This is a genomic window from Paenibacillus barcinonensis (assembly GCF_003217495.1).
GTDB lineage: Bacteria > Bacillota > Bacilli > Paenibacillales > Paenibacillaceae > Paenibacillus > Paenibacillus barcinonensis.
Map to the genome: position 1 here is coordinate 17,278 of NZ_QJSW01000017.1, position 20,055 is coordinate 37,332.

Consider the following 20,055-nt stretch of genomic DNA (forward strand, 5'->3'; position numbering starts at 1 on the left):
CCTTTTATTTCGTCCTGCTTAAGAGATACAGGAAGTATGGAGCTCCCAGAATAGCTACTAGAATTCCGGCCGGAATTTCCGAAGGCTGCAGAATGACACGTCCAAGCGTATCCGCAACGAGAACAAGCAAAGATCCGACAAGAGCGGAGGCAGGCAGCAAAAACTGATGTTTCGGCCCTACAAGCCGGCGTGCCAGGTGAGGCCCAATCAGACCAACAAAGCCGATTCCGCCGCTGACCGATACAGATGATGCCGCAAGACCAACCGCAATAGCAAGCAGGATCAGTCGTTCACGCTCTACGGAAGCACCGAGACCGCTTGCTGTCTGATCTCCAAGATTTAATACATTAAGCACACGCGCTTTGGTGAACACAAGCGGAACAAGCACAACAATAAAGGGCAGCAGGGCCATAACGAATTTCCAGTTGGAACCCCAGATGCTGCCCGCCAGCCAGGTGGCTACGAACTGATATTTCTCCGGGCTAAGTCGCAGTGTCAGTACAATCATGGCCGAGCTGATCCCTGCCGCAATACCGATCCCCGTCAGCAGCATACGTGTAGGCATAATGCCCTCCCCTTTTTTGTAGGAAAGCACGTAGATCAAAAATGCCGCAAAGCCCGAACCAATCAGAGCAAGAATAGGAAGCAGAAAGACCGGAGCAGCTGTTGTTGTCGGGAAAAAGGAAACAAACAGCATAACGGCCAGTCCCGCACCTGCGTTGATACCAAGAATCCCCGGATCAGCAAGCGCGTTGCGCGATACTCCTTGCAAAATACAACCGGACAAAGCCAGCCCTGCACCAATCAGCACCGAAATCACGATACGCGGCAAACGAAATTCGAACAGAATCAGCTCCTGCTTCGCTGTACCACTCCCAAACAGCGTTCGCAGCACCTCAAGTGGCGAAAGCTTGGTAAAACCGGTATTCATGCTGATAATAAAAGCCGTAATAATCAACAGGCCAAGCACAATAAGAACAATCATGCTTTTGGTTCTCTTTTTGCGTTCTGCACCAACTATCGTTGAGGAACCCATTACAGCGTCCTCCTTTCTTTCCGCGCCAGATACAGGAAGAAGGGTACCCCGATCAGGGCAACCAGTGCGCCAATCGGCGTCTCGTAAGGCGGGTTAATCATACGTGCTGCCAGATCCGAGAATACGAGCAACAGACTGCCCATGACGGCAGAACAAGGAATAATCCAGCGATAATCTACCCCGACGAGCTTACGCGTGAGGTGGGGAATGATCAGACCCACAAAACCAACCGCACCCACTACCGATACAGCGGTGCCGGCCAGAATAAGCACAACGATCAGACCCAGCAGCTTGATCAGGCCCGTGCGTTGTCCCAATCCAACAGCGATGTCTTCACCCAGACTAAGCAATGTGATCGAACGTGAGATGATCAAAGCAACGATCAGTGCTCCAAGCACCCATGGGAACATCACTTCAAGATGTGACCATTTGGTTCCCGCTACACCTCCGGCAGTCCAGAAGGCCAGATCTTGTCCAATGCGGAAGTAAAGTGCAATGCCTTCACTTAGCGCAGATAGCATGGCCGATACCGCTGCACCAGCCAGCACCAGACGAAGCGGCGTCAAGCCTGAGCGAGAGGCTGCACCGAAGCCATATACAAGCAGCACGCCAAGCCCTGCGCCGAGGAATGAATACATAATGATGTACATATATGGCATGCCAGGGAAAAAGGCAAAACAAATCGCCAGTGCAAATCCAGCGCCAGCGTTCAGCCCGAGCAATCCCGAATCTGCGAGTGGATTACGAGTCATGCCCTGCATAATGGCCCCTGCAACAGCAAAGCAAGCCCCCACCATTGCTCCACCAAGCACACGCGGTAGCCGAATTTCCCATATGATCTGATGAGGAGTCAGGTCTGGATTAAAATTAAACACGGCCTTCCACACCACACCAAGCTGTATGTCTGCAGCTCCGAATGAAATGGACAGGGCCATTCCCAGAGCAAGCAGCAAAATACCACCGGTGAGAATGAGCGTAGCTGCCCATGGGCGTGTGTGAATTTTGGCTGTCGTTGACTCCGTATTCGAATCGGAATGCACAGATGAATAGTTGGAACTCATGCCTGCCCACCTGTGTTATGAATGAAGCCTGTGAACGATATGTACATAACAATCACCTCTCTAATAATGCTACTTCTTATTGATATTGATTCTCATTCCCATATAACATTGTAAGTCAAACGTTCCACTCTGACAATGGACAAAACGGACAATTTTCTTGCAGATATGAATATTTCCACATTTTTATGCACACAAAAAGGCCATACCGAGCTTTCATGCTCTGTGCGGCCTTCCTCTTTATACGCTTTTCAAATCTGCTTCTGTCCTCCGTTAGCGAGTCTTCGCAGCCATCTGTGATACGAGTACATCTGGCAAATCCGTGATGATCCCCTGTACTCCCATGTCCATCATTCTTTGCATCTCGGCAGGATCATTGACGGTGAACGGGTAGGTGACGATCCCCTTCGCAAGCGCAGCCGATACATCCTCTTTCTCCGCAGCCAGCTTGTAGGGATGGAGGCCCGTCGCTTCCAGCTTGGCGGCATAATCATAAGGACGATACAGCTTTTCCATGTACAAAAGAGCTGTACGAATTTCCGGCGCAAGGCGCTTGCATTTCACAAGCGAGGCATGATTGAAGCTGGACAGCACAACCTGTTGCTCCAGCTTCCACTCCCGAGTGGCCTGAATGACCCTTTCCTCCATCCCCTTGTATGGCACGACGCCGTTTTTCAATTCCAGATTAAGCAGGATTCTCTTGCCCTGCACCAGATTAAACAGCATGTCCAGCGAAGGTATGGATTCACCTGCAAAATCGGAGTGAAACCATGATCCCGCATCGAGTGTTCGCAATGCATCATATGTGTAATCCTTAACCCAGCCTGAAGCCCCTGCTGTTCGCTGTAAAGTCTCATCATGGATCAGCATCAATCGACCATCTGCTGACAACTGTACATCTGTCTCAATGCCCGTTGCACCAAGTTCCAATGCACGCTCAAAAGCCTTCATCGTGTTCTCCGGGCACACAGCAGATGCACCTCGGTGGGCAATGATCTCGATTTTAGTCATACAATCCCTCCCTGCATTCAAAGTGAATTCTATGAATCCCACTATATCTTTAGTTTGTTATACCCGTATTAAGAGAACATTTAATTGTGTACTGTCTGATGTTCAAGCGTATGTTACAGCAGGATTTAACGGGCTGGGGATTCACTCATTTTTGCGAACTCAATCTGAAAACCAACATAATATAATATCAGTCGTAGACAACTGCACTCCGCTGTAAGGAGGTTGCCCTTTGAAACCACTAACCAGGAAGCATTCGGGATCTGCCAGAACTCTCTCCCCTCCGAAGCCTTCATCGCGCCATTCAGTAAAAAACAGATCGGGACCAAGGCCCAAACATAACCCGCTCGGGCACTCAGGATCACGACAAGTCAGTCCGCAAGCTTCCGTTCGAGGACTCGCTATACCTGACAGAACAAGTAATCAGTCCTCTGTCGTCGGTCCTAAACAAAATACGCTTGATCAGTTGGCCCTTGTTGCAGCCATTCTTGCACTGATTGCTTCAGCTATTGGACTATACATTGCCTGGAAAACACTGATTTTGCCTAGCAGTGGTACTACCGAAATTACGGTATAACCCGATTCTGTCTCGTCAAGGGCAGCCGGGTTTTTTTTCTAAAAAGCAAAAAAACCGTTCCCCGGAAACGCCGGCAGCCACCGGCGTCTCTTTGGAAAGGCCATATTCTCGGGCGCTGCTCCCAGGCAGCCCTCATCCGTCAAGGAATGGTCTGTATTACAGTACGAACGTGCGGGAGATAATGACCAGCAGGATAAACAATACCAGAATAGCGCCTGTAGATGTCCATGCTCCACCGCCGAAGCCTCCGCAGTACCCGTAACCTACACCTTTGAGTTCGCTCATGAGTGACACTCCCCTCTTCATCAAAGTACACTATAGACTATGTCCGCAAGCGCTTTTTGATTGGGCAGATGGAGAAGTTTTTATCTGGGAGCAGCGGATTAAACATTTATGTCTTGTGTAATTTATTTTTCGCTCAACTGAGACCATTTCTGAGTTAACTCTTTGGGAGTGTAGCCGGCCATCTGCACAAGCAGTTCAGCCGGATCGGACTCCAGACTCCACAGACTGAGATGCGAAGTGTTGGAGAAACCTTCATGCACGCTGTGCTCGACCATTTTCATCAGTGGTCCATAATATCCGTTAACGTTCAGAAGACCAACCGGCTTGCGATGGATTCCGATTTGTGCCCAGCAAAGCACCTCGAACAATTCTTCAAACGTGCCCATACCTCCCGGCAGGGCGATAAAACCGTCGGACAGCTGTGCCATCGTCGCTTTTCGTTCATGCATCGTTCCTACCTCAATCAGTTGAGTAAGCCCGCTATGGACGACCTCGCCTCTGAACAAACCTGTAGGCATAACACCAATCACTTCTCCACCTGCCGCAAGAGCAGCATCCGCCACGGCACCCATCAGTCCCATGCAAGAGCCGCCATAGACGAGTTCGTATCCGCTGTCAGCAATCTGTTTCCCCAGCCTTGCAGCCTGCTCGATATAATCAGGGTCATTTCCCGGGTTAGAACCTGCAAAAACACATATCCGTTTCACTCGGTTTCACTCCTTTTTATGATCAATCCAAGTTGAACCCAAGAGATGGTGCGATTGATACGTTCAACTTTTATATCTCCTTAGTATATATCACAAATGTCATTGCTATGTTACAAGACATTAACCGAACATTGATGTGAGGCAGCGGCATACAATCCATAACACTCCAACGACTGCACACGTCCAAGCCTGCTTTTCCTGTAAAAAAACAAAAAAATACCCGACCGTTTGCAGCCGGCCGGGTTCAAAACCATACACATTAATTTTAGAAGGGGTTGTTATTACCTACTATAAGCTTCAAACGTTAATGCCATATGATCGCAGTATGAAATAAATATTAAATTTCAATCCGAACTATCGTATGCCACGGCGTGAACGCACCACAAACATATGCTTGTCCTTGCGAAGCAAGCGTCCATCCTCCAGTTCAACCTGATCCTCATCATGCCTTACAATCGTTGTGCATAACGCTACAATTTTGGCACGCCGCCAGATCATGATCTGTGACTTGAAATAAATTGCATTCTCAAACTGGATTGCCTTTTTCATGACATACCCGATCTTATGCACTTCAGAGCGTGCCTTCTTCAGAGGCAAACTTTCTTCAGGAAGAGGTCTGATCATTGCAATATTGTCGAACGATACCTTGATCCGTTTCGGTCCGATTCGAACACATTCCGCTTCTTCATCCCACTCCATCAGCGTTCCCTTCAGAGGCTCGCGAATTCCTGTTGCCCGATATACTGCTACTTTTCGTCCAATCCAATGTCGCAATGTGCTCGCCTCCACTCTATCTAGTTTTCAGGTATTGTCCAATCGATCGGTTTAATACCTTGGGAGACGAGAAATTCATTGGCTTTGGAAAAAGGCCTGCTGCCCAGAAAACCGCGATGTGCCGCCAGCGGACTCGGATGTGTCGATTCCAGAACCAGATGCTTGTCTCTATTAATAAAAGCACCCTTCTTCTGCGCATGACTTCCCCAGAGCATGTACACCATAGGCTCCGTACGTTCATTCAGCTCCCGAATGACCGCATCCGTGAACGTCTGCCAACCGAGCGCCTGGTGTGAGTTAGGCTGTCCTTCCCGAACCGTCAGCACCGCATTGAGCAGCAGCACACCTTGCTCTGCCCAATGAATAAGTGAACCATGCCGAGGAACAGGCACCCCTAGATCATTCTGAAGTTCCTTGTATATATTTTTTAATGAAGGCGGAACGCGCACCCCCGGTCTGACCGAAAAGCTTAGTCCGTGCGCCTGACCCGCACCATGATAAGGATCCTGACCAATGATTACAGCTTTGACCTTGTGATACGGAGTCAGCTTCAAAGCCGAGAACAAATCCTCCTTAGGTGGATAAACGGTCTGTGTTTTATACTCGGCAGCAAGTGCATAACGGATGTTGTTAAAGTAGTCAGCCTGCGTCTCCTGCTGCAGCACCTCATCCCAATCATTCCCAAACATATTGTATAGACTCCCTTCCCCTGATGAATGTATACCCGTACAGCCCGTCTGAATGGGCTCTTCACTGCAAGAACCGACTGTTCTGCGGCTCGTAGACTATCCATCATTTTAACATAACCGCGGACGTCAGACCAATAGTGGGGCTTGAGGAATGTGAACACCCAAAAGGGCGAAACAGTCATGTAGACTGCCCCGCCCTTGATGCTTATTCGTTATACTTTTTCAAAAAATCTATATGGTAAGGGATACGTTCTGCTTTACTACACGGTCACAGACAACATATCCTCCTGCTGCTTCACCAATACACGACTGATTCGGCTCAAGCCCTCTTTCAGAATCGAACGGGGACAAGCCAGATTCAATCGGATACACCCTTCCCCATTCGCCACAAACATCCCGCCATCCTCCAGCAGCACACCTGCCTGCTCCGCAAAAAACAGGGGCAGACTGACATCCTTCGGCGCATAAGGCGTAATATCAATCCAGGCCAGATACGTAGCATCGGGAATGTGAAACACCGCAAGTGGCAAATGCTGCTTCACATATTCGTCAACATACGCAAAATTGTCGTCCAGATAGAGCTTCAGCTGACGCAGCCATGCATCACCATGCTCATACGCTGCCTGAGTAGCCGCAATGCTAAGCGGGTTTTTGAAACCGTAATGACGTGCTTGCCAAATATCCCTTAGACCCTTGTTTGCAATGATGACATTTGAGAACATCAGCCCGGCCATGTTGAACGTTTTGCTTGGAGACATGCAAGTCACAATACGATCGGTATCCGGGAACAGCTTCGCAAGCGGAGTATGTGTCTTGCCCGTACGCAGCAGATCACAATGAATCTCGTCCGAAATAATCCACACATCGTTGCTCAGACAGATCTCACCCACCCGCTTCAGCTCTTCCGTGCTCCAGATGCGTCCAGATGGATTATGCGGATTACAGAAAATACATACACGAACCTTCTCGTCCCTCGCCTTTGCTTCAAAATCCTCAAAATCAATCGTATAATGCCCTTGCTCATTAATCATGTCCGAGCACACCAGTTCGAGCTGATTATGATCCGCTGCCGACTTGAAGAATCCATAGGAAGGCGTCAAGATCAGCACCTTCTCGTCCGGCTGGCAGATATATTCCACCAGTTCATAGAGTGCAGGAATAATGCCATTCGACGTCTCCAGATGCTCCTTCGGGAAGGACCAATCGTAATAACGCCCCATCCAGCTCGCAACCGCTTCGTAATATGCCGGATCAAAAATCTGTGAATATCCCATAATACGGCGATCCAGCCGCTGCTTCACTGCATCCAGAATCTCGGGCGGGGTCGCAAAGTCCATATCGGCAATCCACATGCGGATCATCTCTTCGTCTTTGAACGGAAAGGTCATTTCACTTGTTGCGTTGAAAATGTATTGGCGGAAACCGTCCGTATTCATGGCATTGGTTCCCGTGCGGTCAATAATCTCGTCAAAATTATAGGACTTGGCTTTCTCCGTAATATTGTTGGTCTCGCTCATCTGGCTCATCTTCGTCATGGTGATTAGCTCCTCTGATTTTCTTTTTGGACTCTCGGTTCACTGCTTCTGCCCCTATTGTTCCATGCCGCCGAAATTGCATCAAATGCAAGAGAATCTACTCTAAAGAAACATATTACATTCAATGTTTCCTCAGAATAGTCTTTTCACTGTAAAAGTGATATATTTCTTATAGGTGTTTGCTTTTACGAAAGCTTTTCATCTTTTTCATCTATTCTCAGGAAACATCACCTATGAAGGAGCTGCCCTATGAACAACATCAATCAGGAGGTTGGCAAAAAAATAAAGAATTTCCGCAAATGGCGCGGACTCACTGTGCAGCAGTTGGCAGACCAGATTTTCAAGAGCAAAGGTACGCTTTCCAAATATGAGAGCGGAGATATTACGCTGGACCTTGTGACACTGCATCAGATTGCTGACGCGCTGAACATCCAGGTTGAGCAGCTGCTGTACAAGGAACCCAGGCATGCTTCACCACTGATGAATACGGTCCAGTCCAGCTTTTTCAAAAACTCTACGCGCTTCTATTCGTACTTCTACGACGGTCGGAATAACAGCCTCATTCGCTGCGTCATTGATATGATGGCTCAATCGGATGCCAATCGCTATCGCACGGTAATGTATATGAATGTGAAGGATTTCGAGAATTATCAGGAATGTGAAAATATGTACTGGGGTCATACGGAGCATTATGATACGCTGACCACACTAATTCTGAAAAATCAGGCTACGCCGCTGGAAAATCTGTATATTAATATTTTGGCATCGTTTCAGGAGTCAGAGAAAAAATGGGGCTTGATGGCTGGTGTCTCGTTCAGACCCTTCATGCCCATTGCGCTGAAAATGCTCTTCTCCCGCACCCCGATGCCAGAAACGCCGGAGCTCTACAATGAGCTGAAAATTTCCAAAGAGGATCTGCGGACACTCAAAATTTATAATATGCTTGCCGTAACCTGAGTCATTATCAAGCCAGCAACAAACGTTCTGTATTTCTTCATATGCTGTACGCGCAAATGTAATAACGTTGATATGCAAAAGACACTTGCTCAAGCTGTTCATGCCAGCTCCTGCAAGTGTCTTTTCGTTAAATTTGATCAGCTTCATTTAGCTTGGTTTATCAAGTTTGTTGTTATATCCATGAAGCTTCAACCATCCACAGCAGCATCGTTGCTTAATGCTTAATCAGATCAAGCGTTTCGTCAAACTGTTGCTTCTGCTCCTCAATCTTATGCTCGTTGCCAATGACACAGCGCTGCTGCTGTTCCAGAATCGCAGAGACAAGTCCGGCAAAGCCGTTAATGTCGCTCTCCTTCGTACGCAGCACCTCATCCCGCTCCCGCTGCAGATCAGCCTCCGTCACCTCGGACAGATAACATTCCAGCGAGAAGGCCCCTTCACTGTACGGCGTTCTTGGCGTATCCAGATCCTGAATCGCACCAATGATATAACGTGTCATCTCCCGTTCATCTGCACGGAAATCGTTCAGATATTGCGGGATGCCCTCGTATACCTGATACGTTTTATCCAGATTCGGATCACGGTAGGAGGCCAGGTAGCTGTCGCCATTCCGTCTGAACCCGGACATGCAGCCGTAAGCGCCGCCTTTGGCGCGGATATTGTTCCACAGATAATCCAGTGACAGGATACCCTGCAATACCCGTAATGAGCCAGTATAATCATAACCCTTGTTGATATAGTTCCCGGTCTGCACTACATACTGAACCTCTGACGGAGAACGGAATCCTTCGTTATGTGAGGCAGGTGTGAACGTAAAGGCTTCCCTCGCTACCTCTTGTGTGAACAGCATGGATTTCAGGCCGGAGACTTGCTGCTCCAAGCCTTCGTATCCCTGATCATCCGCAGTGTAACTAACCAGCAGGTTCTCTGGTCTGAAAATGTAACCCATCAGCTCTTGCAGGCTGGCGGACAGCTGTTCTTTTTTCGCATCGAAATTCGCCTGCAGATCCTCAAGCCATTGATAGTAGGCAATTCCGCTAACCGCTTCTCTGAAATCAGCAACGGCCGAATGCTTTGAGGACGATCTTGCAATACCCGCAGAGTGTCCACTGTTGATCAGACTGCGCTGCAAGTTGCCTTTGACCTGAGAGATGATCTCGAAAAGTCGCTTCGTATTGTCAAAACGGGACGTAAACACAATCTCCTTGATCATATCAAAAGCAAATCCAAGTTTGTCATACAGCACTTTGGCGTTAAATTCATACGTTGCCTTGAAGTTTTCATGCTGATGTGCATTTGCATACGTGCCGAGCCCGCTGTGGATGCCGCCGGAATGGATGTGAATTTCATTCGACAACTCATTAAAGGAGTAGTTCTGTGTATCCACGTATCCCAGTACATTTTTCAACAAACCTGCATAAGGCAACAGGCGACGCGGCACCTCCTTGATATCAAACAGCAACCGCAAATAACCGATCCCGTTCGTATACAGGTTATGATGCAAAATCGTTGTACCATCCACATTGTTCACGGTTTGATAGAGCCTGGATGCCTTCGTGTCAATATCCTCAATCGACAACGTTGGAATCACCTGCTGCTGTTCCTTGGTCGAAGGGGTATTCTGGTACTCCGCGAGTGCCTCGGTGCGTTGAATCATCTCATGCACCTCTTCCGTGCTAAGTCCGGCCTGAACCGACTTCAGACGTGCCTTCAGCGCCTCTTCCTTGCGTGCATTCAAGCCTTTGTCCGGCGTCAGCGCCACAAACGAGGTATGTGTGTTCTGCAACAGATATTTCTCGATCAGCTGTTCAAAATAACCTTGCTTCATTTTCGTGCGAAGCTCTGCAAACACATCATTCGCTTCCAGGTGTGTAAAAGGTGCCTCCTCATCATACAGCCAGCTTTGCATGGAGGAGAATCCGTAGATCAGCCCTTTCGGCATACGGCCGAAGTCCGCTTCCCGGTGATTGAACTCGTACGAATTAATACCGGCAAGCAGAGCTTTCGGATCAAAGCCTTCCTTGACCACACGCTCCAGCACTTCCTTGATCGTTCCGAGGAATTCGTCCTTGCTGGACAGATTGCTTTTCTTGAGTCCGACCGTAAACACAGGCTGATATAGACTGTCATCATAGGAGCCGTAGACATCTTTTGCAATGCCTTTATCCAGCAATGCCTGCTTCAGCACAGCTCCAGGTGCATTAAGCAGCGCGTATAACAAAATTTGAAACGAAATGTTCAGTTCTTTGTCCAATGTAGTACCGATCACCGCATTATAGGTCAAAAAGCTGTTGTCCACTTCGGACTCCGTGCTTCCCGCAGAGTATGACTTCACCGCATCCACCCGTGCCGGGAAGGCTGGTTGCAGCTTGATCTCCGAGTCAATCTCGATCCGATTGTAGTTGTTCAAGTAATTTTCATCCAGCCATTGCAGCTTCTCTTCCATATCCATATCACCGTACAGGTAGATATAGCTGTTGGACGGATGATAATATCGTTTGTGGAAATCGAGCAGTCCTTCATACGTCAGGTCCAGAATGGCCTCCGGGAACCCTCCAGACTCACAGGAGTACGTTGTATCCGGGAAAAGAGAGTTCAGCACTTCACGTCTCACCAACCGTTCTGGCGAAGAAAAGGCACCCTTCATTTCGTTATATACCACGCCGTTGTAGGTCAGTTCATCATCCGCAGAAGTCAGATTGTAATTCCAGCCCTCCTGCAGAAATATTTTTTCATTCTCATAAATGTTCGTATTTAACACCGCATCCAGGTACACATCCATTAAATTATGAAAGTCATGGTCATTCCGGCTGGCCACGGGATAGATCGTTTTGTCAGGATACGTCATCGCATTCAAAAAGGTATTCAGGGACCCCTTCAGCAGCTCCACAAAGGAATCCTTGGCCGGGAACTTCTTGGACCCGCAGAGCACGGAGTGCTCCAGAATATGGGCTACCCCCGTATCATCCTCGGGAGGTGTGCGAAAGCCAATGCTGAACACCTTGTTATCGTCGCTGTTGGATAGCAGCACAACGCGAGCACCGGATTTCTCATGTTCCAGCAGGTACGCATCCGATTGCAGTTCTTCGATTCTGCGCTCCTGTAGCACCTTGTAGGGTTTAAGCTGTTTCAACATAAATAGAGTCCTCCGTCCATTTGATTGTTATATTGGTTTGTGACTGGATGCTCGTTCACATGTGAAAATTACACAGACATTCCGATGATGTGTAATAGGGAATTGGAACTTCATCCGCAGCCAAGGTGAGAGGGAATATCTACCTACGGATAGTATACACCATTGTGATCTTACTTCATAAAAAGACAGCCGAATTCACTTTCTGATATGTATTATGCAAGGGTTGTGTTTATGAGCTATGCGAGTAAGATGGGATAGTTTAGAGTGGAAAGGGTCTGTCCATGTGAGATTGTTTTCACCAAGATTTAAGTCAAAAAAATCACCTTCAAGTGGGTGCGGAGCGCTCACGCCATTTTGAGTGATTTTGAATGTGTCGGCATCTATAATAATTTGATCTCCTGGTTTAAATGGGCCAGCGAATTCTATAAACTCCAAATGGTATCGGCTGTCTTTAGCAACTGCACCGAAACCAACATCCATAACCTCCGAACCCGTCAGTTCCATCGTTGCGGCAGCTACAGCCGAAACTGATATGACTGCAACGGCCCACCTATGGATATTGGGCGGTTAAAAACCCCTCTGCCAAACATGAACTAAACCCATTAAATGTATAAAAACCTAAATTTATAACTTAAATAATGACGGTAGTCGTAACCGCCCTCGAAAAACAATAACTGTCGAAGACAAAGCATTACTGAAAACAACAAAGAAGCTCAAATATTATTTAGATGATGAGTTAGCCAAGTTTAAACAAGAAGTTCTTAGCGGCAGTTACATCGCACCTTCCAAACTCACATTCAAAGAGTTTTACGAAAATGAATGGAAACCTAAAGACGCTGAACCGCGTTTGAAGCGGACGACTTTCCTATCACACTGTTCTAAAATTGAGAATCACATCCTGCCGATTATCGGACATTTGAAACTTGATGACATCTCCACTCCTGTGAATCCATTCTTTCATTTGAAGATATAAAAAAAAGAAAACCCCTTATATATCAAGGAGTTTCCTTCTCTTTTAAGATGCCGAGGACCGGGATCGAACCGGTACGGTAGTCACCTACCGCAGGATTTTAAGTCCTGTGCGTCTGCCAATTCCGCCACCCCGGCGTATGTATTATTTTCTTGGCGACAAGAAATATCTTACCATGAATTTATTAATAATGCAACCCTTTTTCCTAAAAAAATGAAACAGGCACTGCAAGCGTCAGCTCACAGTGCCTAGAAAGTCCGAGTTGCGGTCCCGGACTTCCGGTAAACCATCTATATTAAGGGAGGTGTGAGATAAGAATACCTCCTCAACATTAAAAAAACCTAAAATCAGCCTTAAATTAAACTAAAAAAGCAAAATTCTCTTTACACGCTCTGCCTGCTCCTCGCTACACTCTACAAAGATCAGAATATGACCTTGCAGCAGCCAATCCTCATAATAACATGCATCCTCTTCCGTGATGCCTGCTTCAGTGAGCGTTAAGATCAGGTCATCCGTCTCCGTGCCAATCTCATTGCCCGCCAATCGTCGGACCACTGTTCCGATGGCTGCCGTCTGATGCATACGTTTTCCCAATCCAGCCAATATACCCTTGAGCGCTCCTAGTGCGCCATCCGTTCCAGAACCCTTCAGTGGTTTCGGCAGCCCCGTTTGCTCACTGATCATCTCCAGATCCAGATGCTCCTTCGCTACAGCACCCATATGCTTCTCCTCAATGCCTTCTCTTCCAAGATTATTTAATAAAATTATAGCCTCCTGCTCTGTGTGAGCAAGCCCTACCAGCAATTTCGTCATCCCGTTCCCCTCCTCTTTCTTATCTACATATAACCCCGAAGACGATGTTCAGTAACGCTAAGCTTCTTTGCTAAGTCAATTCACCTAGAACGACTGAATGATATCTCCACTGGAAATCTATACCTAGTTCTGATAGACTAGATAAAGAAGACAAATTAACCATTGAAAACTTAACCTTGCAATAAATATCTTATTAATCAGGAGTAATGACATATGAAAAAAGAGGTAGAAATTGCCATTCGACGCAATCAACAGGTTATGGTTCGCAATACAAGCGGGCAGACGGTAACCGGCTTCCCGGAACGCACAGCGGACAGCTCCATTCTATCCTTACGCACTGTACAGGGCAATGTGTGGATTCCATTGGATGAAGTCGAACAGGTGACTCGCTTGTTGACCCTTCGCTCTCACCATTTGGGTACTATGCAGCTTGTATAACTATCGGATCGCACAGATATTGAATCACGCGTATAGAGAGCCTCAGCCCAATTCGGCAGATAGAGATAAGCTGTATGTGATAGCTCTCATGTTGTATCTGGCAGTAGGCCTATATTCAAAAAAACCAGACGATACACGTCTGGTTTTTCTTATGATGTTTAATATTGAATTTCGGCTATTGCTGATAACTACTCGCTTTTGGTGCTCGATTCTTCTTCTACAAGCTTGCCATGCTCCGAAAACACTTCAAATCGTGTATCATCCCGTTTCTTGATTCATGCTATTTCACAACAAATCTGACACGCGTACCGTCCGGATATGTACTTAACTGATTGCCTACCCAGGAGCCTGCACCGCGATTATCTTTGGGTGTAATATACTGGATATCTGCTCCCGTTCCCCCTTCGGCACACATCGCCATAGGCCACTCATCCCGATCCTTGCCCTTTTTCACCGGTACACCTCGGAGTGAGAGCTCTCTGTTCCCTTCCGCACCCTTCCGATCAATCGTGCAGACATCCGAATGCCCCGCCTCGATCGACTTTCGAATATGATTTGCCGTTTCAGGATAGCGATCCGCAGGAAAGGTAATCGTATGATCGACACCTTTGTCGGTAGCTTTGAACGGAGACGGGAATTGCTGCGGCCATTCTCCCCCTGCCCAGGCATATAATGCAATCAATACCATACCTGCTAACGTCACAATTTGCTTGATGTATCGACGGTTTCCCCTACTGCTTTTTCTGCTGCGTCTTTTACTCATGATGCCCCTCCCCCATATAACACACTAGCATTATAACAGAACGCCAGTTCGCAGGACAATAACATTCATATACAAAAAAACAGCCGGATTGCTCCGACTGCCTAATTGTCATGCACTTTTCCTATCCTGCATTAGTCATGCTCCGTCTGCTTAGGAAAGGAACCGTGACATGGAACTCCGTTCCCTTCCCTTCCACACTCTCTACTCTAATGTTGCCATTCATTAGCTCCAATAGCTCCTTGCAAATGGTCAACCCCAGACCACTTCCACCGAATCTTCTCGCATGGGATATATCGGATTGAGTAAAGGCATCAAACAGTTGATCCATCTGATTGGAGGGTATTCCGATGCCTGTGTCTCGAACCGAGAATGTGAGCATCGTTTCCTCCTGTGAATGCTGCTTGACATCCACCTGCAACTGCACTTCACCTTGTTCAGTGAATTTGACGGCATTACTCAGCAGATTATCCAGCACCTGCCGAAGTCTCAGTGGATCACCCCAAAGCACATCAGGGATACTCAGATCGGCATGACAAAATAAACGTATACGTTTATTCATCGCCGCAGGCTCATGGGTCTTCACAATCTGCTGAATTAGCTTGAGAGGCTGAAATTCAATATGCTCCATCCCCATTTTGCCTCTCCCCAGCTTTGCCATATCCAGACTGTTATTGACGATATTCAGAAGCGCCTCCCCGGATTGACGAGCCAGCTCCAGATATTCGTGCTGCTCCTCAGTAATGTCGCCCATTCTGGCAAGCTCGATCATGCCCATAATGCCATTCAGTGGCGTACGAAGCTCGTGGTTCAGCTTGCCGATGAATTCGAGCTGTCCTCTGCTCGTTTTCTCAGCCGTAGACGCAGCAAGCTTCAACTGCTGCTCGGCAAACTTACGTTCCGTAATATCATATTGAATACCAACAAAGTACAAACAGTCGCCGGCTTCATTAAAAATAGGATCAATATTCAGTTCATTCCAAAACTTTTGACCACTTTTGGTATGGTTTAATATCTCTACCTTAATGGATTGTTTTTGGACTAATGCTTCCCGAATGCGTTCAACCGTCTCAGGGTCTGTATCAGCTCCTTGTAAAAAACGGCAATTTCGTCCAATCGACTCTTCATACGTGTATCCGGTTAGCCAAGTAAAGTGCTCGTTGACATACATGAGCGGAAGCTCAGGTGAGGTAGCATCAACTACCGTAACGGAGGATTTTAATTTTGAGATAATAAATTCCCATTGCATGGGGTCTTGATTATATAGACTCATGTCTGCTCCTCCATCTCACATCCTTTAGATGGTATGTGTTGATATAATACAATCTATATTATTGTACCACAGTTATTCATTCATTGTAGTTCTTGGGTAATAGTTCTTAATGATATCCAATACAACTGTTGACAATCTCCTGCCTCTTATCAGATTATACAGTTATCCAATTATGTTGTGCCATCATCGCCCATATACTGTTATCTGCATTTCCTAACGCCAGACCTCAAGGCGGGACCGTTAATGGTTAACGAGGAAGGAAGATCGGTGATGAAAATTCTCTTTTTTATCTTTATGGTGTTATGTATGATCAATCTGTGCTTCCCCAAGTTTGCCTGGTACCTGCGATATGGCTGGCTCGTTCAAGGTGAGAGTGAACCCAGCAAATCTTATATGGTTATGGTCCGAATGTCCAGTCTGTTTATGTTGCTGATCGCATTTACACTTGCAATGGCATGAACCGATAATATAGCTGCAAGAAGAAGACCAGCTGTCTGTCGATAGCTGGTCTTTGCCCTGCACTGACGGGAAAATGATAACTTTATTTGTGGTGAGATTTCGATAAGCACCGTAATATAGAATTATCGTTTCAGAAAGGACATTACTTTATGAATATTGCATTTTATCCATTCTGGGCTGCGAGGACACTGTTCTCACTCATCCAGGTTATATCCATTACTACATTGACCTGCCTGGCCTATGAACAAACAGGATCAGTGATATATGCTGTACTTCTTCTATGTATTTATGCGGCTGGTCATACGGTTGCCAAGCTACTATTTCCATGGCTAACCAAACATTTTGCATCATCAGGACTCGTGCTTGGAATGCCAATCATCAAAGCAGTGCTTCTCATGGGTATAGCCTTGGCATCGTCTCATCTGACAGAGTATGCTGCTTTAATATATATATCCTTTATTTCTCTTTCATTTGTGATTCGCTGGGAAAGCTTGCTTCTGGAGGCTCTTCAGCCACAACTCATTGAAGAAAACGACCTGGACAAAGCAAACAATCTGGTCTCATTTGCAAATTATACTGTAACAGGAATCGGTCTGATCATGACGGCGATTACCCTCCTGTATGCTGGCATACCACTGGCACTTTGGACAGCAGCAATTCTGTCCTTCGCTGCACTGGCACTAATCAGCACTGTTCAGCACCTGCTTCGCAACCTCTCCCATTCTTCACTAAAACTCAGTCCCAGGCACGCACATTACAAATAAAAAAGACGAGCTCGGTTAAACGAGCTCGACTAAGACTGTCTCCACGATCTAATCCAAGCGATAATCCGTCAACGGCTTGCCCTGCTTATAGTACAAATTCGGCGATAATATATTGAAAAAAATGTGCACATCCGGCATGTCCGCCTTCTCAAGGATAGCCTGCATGCATGATGCGATCCGATCATGTATCTCCTGGTCACGCTGAAACATCAAAATCTCGATGGATGCCGGGGAAGGTGTCAGGGCTTGTACATCATGACGCTCTGCTTTCATTCTTTCCTGCGGAAGTTGAGTAATGAGAGCCATCTGCTCGGTAATCTGAGGTACAACCTCCTCCAGCTCATGACCTGTAAATCCTTTAAAACGAATAAACGGCATTGCAATCCCTTCAATCTCTATAGTAGTCTCTTATGTGATTTTAAGTACATTGTTTTCACTTGTCAAATGTCACTCATGTCATAAGTACTCTACGAACTGGAGCAAAGCCCCACCAAAGTATTGGTGGAGCTGATCGCCTGCATGCCTAACCGCCAGATTACAGCCAGAACGATTTAGTGATGATTACGAGCAAAATAAAGAGAACGAGAATAGCGCTAGTTGAAGTCCACGCTCCGTATCCACAAACATTGCCGCAACCGTATCCAACATGACTCATTTGATTGGCCTCCTTTGAATTTCAAGGTATGCCATAACATATGCGTATTTCCCAGCAGTGACCGGGCGAATGTCCAAGTCTAATCGCCCAATAATAGGATCAAACTTCATGAATTCAGAGATGACCCGACCTATTCTCATCATGAAGCTATGTAACTAACCATTTCTACGTTCAATCTGATCATAGATTGCTTGCCCATCATTACCAGATTCCCGCGCAATATCTTTTCCAAATAATACGAGCTCAGTCATGCTGGCGCCATTCCCCCCGATAATACTAAAAGCCCCCAAAAGCCACAACAACGGATAAAATACAATAGATAGCCCTTTTTTCATCCCATGCCCTCCTTCCTCTAAAAGTTACTTTCTGCTAGTTATACGCTCACGCGCAAATACCCGTTTCATTTTTATGGAATATATTGAACAATCTGGTTATAGAGTTCACTCTACTCCAGACTATGCAAAAGAGCTATAGCATCCTGATGGTTCGGGTCCAGCTCAACTGCACGACGGGCATAACTGAGTGCTTCCTGCTCCAGTTCCAGTTCATAACAGCACACCGCCAGTTCATATAAATGTGTTGTCTGATCTTCATCAGAAGTAACAGTGAGTGCCTCCTCAAGAAATGGTTTAGCGTCTTCATACATAAACATCTCCATAAATAGCTGGCCCGAAATCAAGGCAAGCTGCGCCCGATGCTCCATAATATAATATGAGGACCACATCTGTCGGATACCTGATTGAAGATCCAACATCTCCTCATCGCTCGCATCTCGCAACAGATATTTAAAACGAGGGAAAGCATGCATTAGAAATTCGGCATCATACCTGCCTAAACGCCAGAAGGGCAGCAACTGCTTCAGCTCCATCTGATGCACCTTGGGGTCAATCCACTCTTTGAGACTAAAAAAATCATCGGGACCGAATCGCTCAACAAAGCGATGATAGGCCATTCTTGTGTTCACATAACTTACGGTTTCCTCCAGCATCATAATCATACCTACATTCAGATCCTTATAATGATGGGTTGTAAAATAAGCCTTAGCCCCCTGCTGTTCGAGCACATATTGTATTGCATGATAATTAGCTGATAGCGAGAAGCTACCATGTAACGCAAATTCGGGTGGCTCCGCATATTTCCAGTACTCCAGCCGATGATCCCCCTTATCTGCCGTAATCAGCATGTAGCCTGACCGGGACAGCTTGCCCAAACGTTCAAGACAACCAAGACCTGCAGACGGAAGCAGGATATGCGAGTCCTCCAGTTCAGCCTGGTACAGGGCGATCAGTTCAGAGTAAGGATAGCTCTGCGTACTATATTCCGGCGCAGTACGATAGGTATATTCTAATGACATTTGTTCCAGCATCTGAACAGGCTCACGTGTATTGGCATCTTGGGGTAGCTCAACATGCAGATCACACTCAAGCACCTGCCCCTCACTAATGTAGATCAACTCCTGTGGAATACTATCAAAAAAATAATTGGCAATGAGCACTAACGGTTGCTGCAAATCCCCCTGCTTAACTGTCAGCCCCGACACAACCAGATTCAATTCCGTATCCTGCATCGCATCAAAACGCGCAAAATCCAGCATCCCCTGATCAATGTAAGTCTGCATGGAGGGATGCTCTCTCCATCCCATTACATTTCCCATTGCCAGGTCTGTCATGACATAACGAAAGGCCGGCAGCTCAATACCCGCAAGTCCCTTTAGTTCACACAGCTTGCTCAGTACCTGATGAGCTAGTCGGCCGGCACCGGCACCAAGCTCAACAATCGTGACGATCTCCTGCCGTACACCTCCCGTAGCCAAATCCTGCAAAAATGCAAAAATCATCTCTGCATACGCTGTAGCAATCAACGGATTACTCGTAATATATTGCGGAACCTGGCGACCCTCCCAGGCTTGCAAACCCACTTGTTCGTAATACGCTCTCTGCCACTCCCAGATGGGTGCTTCACTGAATCGGAAATGCTGACTTTGTCTTTCTATCTTCACTTGTATTAAACCTGCTTTCTATTCATCTATTGAAAATATGACCTATGTTATTCAATGCAAAAATATAATTATATCATACCACTTATAATCTATTCCCCTTTAATCTATCCTTCATTCTTCCCATGTAGCCAAATTACACGTATCTCATGTAGTAACTGCACA

The 20,055-nt window shown here is 46.7% G+C and carries 23 protein-coding genes and 1 tRNA gene; 6 read left to right on the forward strand and 18 right to left on the reverse strand.

The window, feature by feature from the left end; genetic code table 11:
* Positions 1–4 precede the first annotated feature (4 nt).
* From DFQ00_RS21050 to DFQ00_RS21060, 3 genes are all read right to left on the reverse strand, one after another.
* A complete protein-coding gene (locus DFQ00_RS21050; RefSeq protein WP_110898457.1) occupies positions 5–1,036 on the reverse strand; it encodes a FecCD family ABC transporter permease in 1,032 nt (343 codons plus the stop codon).
* The gene (locus tag DFQ00_RS21055) at positions 1,036–2,097 is read right to left on the reverse strand and encodes a FecCD family ABC transporter permease (protein ID WP_244213947.1); all 1,062 of its coding nucleotides are present in this window, start codon (positions 2,095–2,097) and stop codon (positions 1,036–1,038) included. The genes DFQ00_RS21050 and DFQ00_RS21055 overlap by 1 nt, the downstream gene beginning before the upstream one ends.
* Positions 2,098–2,367: 270 nt before the next feature.
* Entirely contained in the window at positions 2,368–3,105 is a 738-nt protein-coding gene (locus DFQ00_RS21060) for a glycerophosphodiester phosphodiesterase (protein ID WP_110898458.1), read from the reverse strand.
* A gap of 229 nt (positions 3,106–3,334) precedes the next feature.
* Between DFQ00_RS21060 and DFQ00_RS28885 the strand changes: the two genes are divergently transcribed.
* Positions 3,335–3,679, forward strand: coding sequence for a hypothetical protein (locus DFQ00_RS28885; RefSeq protein WP_146236207.1), 345 nt, complete (start codon positions 3,335–3,337; stop codon positions 3,677–3,679).
* A gap of 156 nt (positions 3,680–3,835) precedes the next feature.
* Here DFQ00_RS28885 and DFQ00_RS29620 read toward each other — a convergent pair whose 3' ends face one another.
* From DFQ00_RS29620 to DFQ00_RS21080, 5 genes are all read right to left on the reverse strand, one after another.
* A complete protein-coding gene (locus DFQ00_RS29620; protein ID WP_208643811.1) occupies positions 3,836–3,964 on the reverse strand; it encodes a YjcZ family sporulation protein in 129 nt (42 codons plus the stop codon).
* A gap of 122 nt (positions 3,965–4,086) precedes the next feature.
* A complete protein-coding gene (locus DFQ00_RS21065) occupies positions 4,087–4,671 on the reverse strand; it encodes an LOG family protein (RefSeq protein ID WP_110898459.1) in 585 nt (194 codons plus the stop codon).
* Positions 4,672–5,025: 354 nt separating this feature from the next.
* On the reverse strand, positions 5,026–5,445 hold the full coding sequence (locus tag DFQ00_RS21070) for a hypothetical protein (RefSeq protein WP_110898460.1): 420 nt from the start codon (positions 5,443–5,445) through the stop codon (positions 5,026–5,028).
* 20 nt (positions 5,446–5,465) lie between these two features.
* A complete protein-coding gene (gene ung / locus DFQ00_RS21075) occupies positions 5,466–6,134 on the reverse strand; it encodes a uracil-DNA glycosylase (protein WP_110898461.1) in 669 nt (222 codons plus the stop codon).
* Between the two features lie 260 nt (positions 6,135–6,394).
* Positions 6,395–7,669, reverse strand: coding sequence for a MalY/PatB family protein (locus DFQ00_RS21080; protein WP_279630426.1), 1,275 nt, complete (start codon positions 7,667–7,669; stop codon positions 6,395–6,397).
* Between the two features lie 249 nt (positions 7,670–7,918).
* On the opposite strand from DFQ00_RS21080, the gene DFQ00_RS21085 reads away from it, so the two are divergent.
* Complete coding sequence (locus DFQ00_RS21085) at positions 7,919–8,626, forward strand: helix-turn-helix domain-containing protein (RefSeq protein WP_110898462.1); 708 nt, start codon at positions 7,919–7,921, stop codon at positions 8,624–8,626.
* A 214-nt stretch (positions 8,627–8,840) separates the two neighbouring features.
* On the opposite strand, the gene DFQ00_RS21090 is transcribed toward DFQ00_RS21085, so the two are convergent.
* Positions 8,841–11,762 (reverse strand): insulinase family protein, encoded by a 2,922-nt coding sequence (locus tag DFQ00_RS21090; protein ID WP_110898463.1) that lies wholly within the window; start codon positions 11,760–11,762, stop codon positions 8,841–8,843.
* A gap of 195 nt (positions 11,763–11,957) precedes the next feature.
* Positions 11,958–12,266, reverse strand: coding sequence for a phage distal tail protein (locus tag DFQ00_RS21095; protein ID WP_146236208.1), 309 nt, complete (start codon positions 12,264–12,266; stop codon positions 11,958–11,960).
* 343 nt (positions 12,267–12,609) lie between these two features.
* On the opposite strand from DFQ00_RS21095, the gene DFQ00_RS30355 reads away from it, so the two are divergent.
* Positions 12,610–12,735: an N-terminal phage integrase SAM-like domain-containing protein gene (locus DFQ00_RS30355; RefSeq protein ID WP_244213948.1), complete on the forward strand. Its 126-nt coding sequence runs from the start codon at positions 12,610–12,612 to the stop codon at positions 12,733–12,735.
* 48 nt (positions 12,736–12,783) lie between these two features.
* Here DFQ00_RS30355 and DFQ00_RS21105 read toward each other — a convergent pair.
* Together DFQ00_RS21105 and DFQ00_RS21110 are read right to left on the reverse strand one after the other, a co-directional pair.
* Positions 12,784–12,869: transfer RNA gene (locus tag DFQ00_RS21105), tRNA-Leu, on the reverse strand.
* A gap of 226 nt (positions 12,870–13,095) precedes the next feature.
* Positions 13,096–13,545: a general stress protein gene (locus DFQ00_RS21110; protein ID WP_110898466.1), complete on the reverse strand. Its 450-nt coding sequence runs from the start codon at positions 13,543–13,545 to the stop codon at positions 13,096–13,098.
* A 213-nt stretch (positions 13,546–13,758) separates the two neighbouring features.
* Here DFQ00_RS21110 and DFQ00_RS21115 point away from each other — a divergent pair, with 213 nt between their 5' ends.
* Positions 13,759–13,983 carry a hypothetical protein gene (locus DFQ00_RS21115; protein ID WP_110898467.1) on the forward strand — a complete coding sequence of 75 codons (225 nt, stop codon included), beginning with the start codon at positions 13,759–13,761 and terminating at the stop codon, positions 13,981–13,983.
* A gap of 280 nt (positions 13,984–14,263) precedes the next feature.
* Here the strand turns inward: DFQ00_RS21115 and DFQ00_RS30195 are convergent, their stop codons facing one another.
* Together DFQ00_RS30195 and DFQ00_RS21125 are read right to left on the reverse strand one after the other, a co-directional pair.
* Complete coding sequence (locus tag DFQ00_RS30195) at positions 14,264–14,746, reverse strand: NucA/NucB deoxyribonuclease domain-containing protein (RefSeq protein WP_110898468.1); 483 nt, start codon at positions 14,744–14,746, stop codon at positions 14,264–14,266.
* 121 nt (positions 14,747–14,867) lie between these two features.
* Positions 14,868–16,016, reverse strand: a complete 1,149-nt coding sequence (locus DFQ00_RS21125) for a sensor histidine kinase (RefSeq protein WP_110898469.1) — start codon at positions 16,014–16,016, stop codon at positions 14,868–14,870.
* Positions 16,017–16,259: 243 nt separating this feature from the next.
* Here DFQ00_RS21125 and DFQ00_RS21130 point away from each other — a divergent pair, with 243 nt between their 5' ends.
* Together DFQ00_RS21130 and DFQ00_RS21135 are read left to right on the forward strand one after the other, a co-directional pair.
* Positions 16,260–16,475, forward strand: coding sequence for a DUF6199 family natural product biosynthesis protein (locus DFQ00_RS21130; RefSeq protein WP_244213949.1), 216 nt, complete (start codon positions 16,260–16,262; stop codon positions 16,473–16,475).
* A gap of 149 nt (positions 16,476–16,624) precedes the next feature.
* Positions 16,625–17,239 (forward strand): MFS transporter, encoded by a 615-nt coding sequence (locus DFQ00_RS21135; RefSeq protein WP_110898470.1) that lies wholly within the window; start codon positions 16,625–16,627, stop codon positions 17,237–17,239.
* A gap of 48 nt (positions 17,240–17,287) precedes the next feature.
* Here DFQ00_RS21135 and DFQ00_RS21140 read toward each other — a convergent pair whose 3' ends face one another.
* The 4 genes from DFQ00_RS21140 to DFQ00_RS21155 all read right to left on the reverse strand — a co-directional run bounded on the left by DFQ00_RS21140 (position 17,288) and on the right by DFQ00_RS21155 (position 19,887).
* Positions 17,288–17,617, reverse strand: coding sequence for a DUF1904 family protein (locus tag DFQ00_RS21140; RefSeq protein ID WP_110898471.1), 330 nt, complete (start codon positions 17,615–17,617; stop codon positions 17,288–17,290).
* A 157-nt stretch (positions 17,618–17,774) separates the two neighbouring features.
* The gene (locus DFQ00_RS21145) at positions 17,775–17,894 is read right to left on the reverse strand and encodes a sporulation protein YjcZ (RefSeq protein WP_110898472.1); all 120 of its coding nucleotides are present in this window, start codon (positions 17,892–17,894) and stop codon (positions 17,775–17,777) included.
* Between the two features lie 155 nt (positions 17,895–18,049).
* On the reverse strand, positions 18,050–18,229 hold the full coding sequence (locus DFQ00_RS21150) for a hypothetical protein (RefSeq protein ID WP_110898473.1): 180 nt from the start codon (positions 18,227–18,229) through the stop codon (positions 18,050–18,052).
* 110 nt (positions 18,230–18,339) lie between these two features.
* On the reverse strand, positions 18,340–19,887 hold the full coding sequence (locus tag DFQ00_RS21155; RefSeq protein ID WP_110898532.1) for a tetratricopeptide repeat protein: 1,548 nt from the start codon (positions 19,885–19,887) through the stop codon (positions 18,340–18,342).
* Positions 19,888–20,055 lie beyond the last annotated feature (168 nt).

What these genes read in the sequence shown, in the direction of transcription:
- DFQ00_RS21125 (WP_110898469.1), bottom strand. Translation starts at nt 16,016, where the DNA reads ATGAGTCTATATAATCAAGACCCCATGCAATGGGAATTTATTATCTCA.
- DFQ00_RS21050 (WP_110898457.1), bottom strand. Translation starts at nt 1,036, where the DNA reads ATGGGTTCCTCAACGATAGTTGGTGCAGAACGCAAAAAGAGAACCAAA.
- DFQ00_RS21085 (WP_110898462.1), top strand. Translation starts at nt 7,919, where the DNA reads ATGAACAACATCAATCAGGAGGTTGGCAAAAAAATAAAGAATTTCCGC.
- DFQ00_RS29620 (WP_208643811.1), bottom strand. Translation starts at nt 3,964, where the DNA reads ATGAGCGAACTCAAAGGTGTAGGTTACGGGTACTGCGGAGGCTTCGGC.
- DFQ00_RS21135 (WP_110898470.1), top strand. Translation starts at nt 16,625, where the DNA reads ATGAATATTGCATTTTATCCATTCTGGGCTGCGAGGACACTGTTCTCA.
- DFQ00_RS21090 (WP_110898463.1), bottom strand. Translation starts at nt 11,762, where the DNA reads ATGTTGAAACAGCTTAAACCCTACAAGGTGCTACAGGAGCGCAGAATC.
- DFQ00_RS21060 (WP_110898458.1), bottom strand. Translation starts at nt 3,105, where the DNA reads ATGACTAAAATCGAGATCATTGCCCACCGAGGTGCATCTGCTGTGTGC.
- DFQ00_RS21130 (WP_244213949.1), top strand. Translation starts at nt 16,260, where the DNA reads ATGGTTAACGAGGAAGGAAGATCGGTGATGAAAATTCTCTTTTTTATC.
- DFQ00_RS21140 (WP_110898471.1), bottom strand. Translation starts at nt 17,617, where the DNA reads ATGCCGTTTATTCGTTTTAAAGGATTTACAGGTCATGAGCTGGAGGAG.
- DFQ00_RS21110 (WP_110898466.1), bottom strand. Translation starts at nt 13,545, where the DNA reads ATGACGAAATTGCTGGTAGGGCTTGCTCACACAGAGCAGGAGGCTATA.
- DFQ00_RS21095 (WP_146236208.1), bottom strand. Translation starts at nt 12,266, where the DNA reads ATGGAACTGACGGGTTCGGAGGTTATGGATGTTGGTTTCGGTGCAGTT.
- DFQ00_RS21080 (WP_279630426.1), bottom strand. Translation starts at nt 7,669, where the DNA reads ATGACGAAGATGAGCCAGATGAGCGAGACCAACAATATTACGGAGAAA.
- DFQ00_RS21055 (WP_244213947.1), bottom strand. Translation starts at nt 2,097, where the DNA reads ATGAGTTCCAACTATTCATCTGTGCATTCCGATTCGAATACGGAGTCA.
- DFQ00_RS21145 (WP_110898472.1), bottom strand. Translation starts at nt 17,894, where the DNA reads ATGAGTCATGTTGGATACGGTTGCGGCAATGTTTGTGGATACGGAGCG.
- DFQ00_RS21115 (WP_110898467.1), top strand. Translation starts at nt 13,759, where the DNA reads ATGAAAAAAGAGGTAGAAATTGCCATTCGACGCAATCAACAGGTTATG.
- DFQ00_RS30195 (WP_110898468.1), bottom strand. Translation starts at nt 14,746, where the DNA reads ATGAGTAAAAGACGCAGCAGAAAAAGCAGTAGGGGAAACCGTCGATAC.
- DFQ00_RS21150 (WP_110898473.1), bottom strand. Translation starts at nt 18,229, where the DNA reads ATGAAAAAAGGGCTATCTATTGTATTTTATCCGTTGTTGTGGCTTTTG.
- ung (WP_110898461.1), bottom strand. Translation starts at nt 6,134, where the DNA reads ATGTTTGGGAATGATTGGGATGAGGTGCTGCAGCAGGAGACGCAGGCT.